The 2,603-nt window shown below is 41.9% G+C and carries 3 protein-coding genes; all 3 read right to left on the bottom strand.

Annotated features, from left to right (window positions below; genetic code table 11):
• Positions 1-802 (bottom strand): ABC transporter substrate-binding protein (locus B7Y67_RS14995; RefSeq protein WP_293599327.1); only part of this gene is annotated, 802 nt, incomplete at its 3' end.
• A gap of 26 nt (positions 803-828) precedes the next feature.
• Positions 829-1,644: an ABC transporter permease gene (locus tag B7Y67_RS14990; protein WP_293599326.1), complete on the bottom strand. Its 816-nt coding sequence runs from the start codon at positions 1,642-1,644 to the stop codon at positions 829-831.
• Positions 1,641-2,429 (bottom strand): ABC transporter ATP-binding protein, encoded by a 789-nt coding sequence (locus tag B7Y67_RS14985; RefSeq protein WP_293599325.1) that lies wholly within the window; start codon positions 2,427-2,429, stop codon positions 1,641-1,643. Before B7Y67_RS14985 ends, B7Y67_RS14990 begins: the two co-directional genes overlap by 4 nt.
• Positions 2,430-2,603 lie beyond the last annotated feature (174 nt).

Here is a 2,603-nt window from a genome sequence, read left to right as displayed (position 1 = left end):
CGTTTTCTACAACCTGAGGGTCTAGTGTTGGGAATTGCTTCTTAGCAACTTCGATCGTCCCCTTCGGATCCTTGTTCATGTAACGAATAGCGATTTCCATTCCATTTACCATTTTCTGAGCGGCAACTGGATCAACGTTTTTCATTGCAGTAATTGAAGAAAAGGCATATGGGCCATAAGTTTTAGGGAAGCCTAAAACCACTTTCATACCCTTAATAGCGACCTGATCTAAGCCTGGCTCGTACAACACGGCAATTTTTGCCTGACCACTTAATAGCGCAGCTGGCTCAGTACCTAAAGGGACCTGGATAAGATCAATATCAGTCTTGTCATTCATGCCATTTTCTTTGAGCAACTTTAAAAACAATGATGTACTTGTAGTTGGCATTAGCCCGGAAACGACTTTTTGACCTTTAATATCCTTAATGCTTGTAAATTTGATATCGGGGGCCGTAGCAATCCATACAGCAGCACCATTAACTGCATTACTAATTACACCGACATTGGCACCTTTGGATGCAGCAATAGCAGTCCACTCGGGACCGTGTAGTGAAAATTGCGAGCTGCCGGATAGTACTGATGACAAAGCCGCAGTTGGGGATCCGGCCGTTTCCTTAATGACGCTTAATCCCTGGTCCTTAAAAAATCCTTTATCAATTGCTACATACAAAGGTAGATACAACATGGATTGGAATGCCTGTGAAATAGTGACAGTCTTTACTTCCGCGCTTGCGCTTAAGGATATGCCGCCTATTACTAATGCCGCACAAATTAACTGTGCTTTTTTATAAAGCGATTTCATATATATCTCCGTTAGGTTATTAAAAGTTACATCCGAATTTCTGTGCGCCTACTATCACTCCGCCATGGAAACAAGAAGCGCTCCAGCGCATCAATGCAGTAATAGAGAAAGAATCCAACAATCATCAGCATGAAAAGCCCCACCCAAACTGAATTGAGCTCGTATAAGCTGGAAGCGTTGTAAATCATGTGCCCCAAACCCGCCTTAGATGAAATAAACTCACCTACAACTGCACCCACCAAACCAAAGCCAACATTAATTCGGAAGTTAGAGACAATTGCTGGCATTGACGAAGGCACAACCACCTCACGAAATATTTGCTTTCTATCGGCACCCATAGAATCAAGGAGAGACTGCAGATCTTTATCAGCGTCCTTGGTTGCTTGATGAGCTGCAATTAAGGCAATGATTGCTGTCATCGAGACAACCAGAACAACCTTTGCACCTAAACCAGTTCCAAACCAAAGTAATATGATTGGCGCAAGTGCAATTTTGGGAACGCTATTAATCGCAACGATAAAGGGCTCTACAATTTGAGAAACCCACTTTGAGTACCAAAGCAACAATCCAATACTTGTTCCAATGAGTGTGCCAATAACAAACCCCAGGAGCGCCTCCCAAAGGGTGTAACCAGTATCAATAAAAATAGAGTAGTCAAGAACGCTATCAACGAATCTTTTCCATATACCAAATGGTGTACCAACTAAAAATTCTGAGATGAGCCCTAGTTCCGCCAGAAACTGCCAAATAAAAAAGAAGACTACAACTGATAAAATTTGGATCAGCGATTTCCCTAGGCTGGTGTTTAAAAAATGGTGAGTTTTGCTACCTTTTGCGCTCATACAACATCATCCTTTTTGGTTTGAATATCCAATTCAGAGCAAAGTAAGTGAAAGTACTCGCCGAAATTCTTATGTGATCTAGCTTCTATTGGGGAAGATCGCTCAATATCAATTTGATGGACATTCTTGACTATCGTAGGACGTCCGCTAAGAGCTACGACCCGTTTTGAGAGAGCCACAGCCTCATCGACATCATGGGTGACTAAAATTACAGTCTTTTTAAACTTTGCTACAGCATCTAAAAGCACACTTTCAAGATATAGTCTTGTTTGATAATCTAGCGCCGAAAATGGCTCATCTAGTAATAAGATATCTGGATCCATTAGTAGCGTTCGGATTAATGCAACTCTCTGCCGCATGCCTCCAGATAGAGTCTGCGGGTATGCCTTTTCAAAGCCAGACAGGCCAAAAGTACTTAAATAGTCCCTCGCCTTCTCAGTTCCATTTGCGTCATCTTCACCACGCACTTTCAGGCCCAGCATGACGTTTTCCAGAACTGTCCTCCAGGGAAAAAGGAGATCCTTTTGCATCATGTAGCCGACTTTGCCTCTAAGGCTTTTTATCTTCTCTCCGCGATAAATAAGGTCCCCACTATCCGCACCCAAAAGGCCGGCGATGATGTTAAAAATGGTTGATTTACCACATCCGCTCGGCCCAATAATGCTAATAAAATCTTGCTCCATCACATCAAATGTGAGTCCATTTAAGACTGGAACTGATCCGGAGTTGCTATCAAATGATTTGTATATCTCCTTGAGAGAGAGTTGAACAGCAGGTAGCTTCATATAAGTAAGTTTTCTTTTGTTGGGTGCTAACTAATATTTAGTTGACCCATAGTCACATTAGATTGAACTACTTACCGCGAAGATTGCTTACAAGTGGTGCGCATATTTTTTATAACGTGCATCGATCATCTAATTGGTGCAGTAATTTAAAATATATAAGCTCTATCGATGAAA

The organism is Polynucleobacter sp. 35-46-11, assembly GCF_002281105.1.
This window is presented reverse-complemented; position numbering and strand designations above follow the sequence as displayed.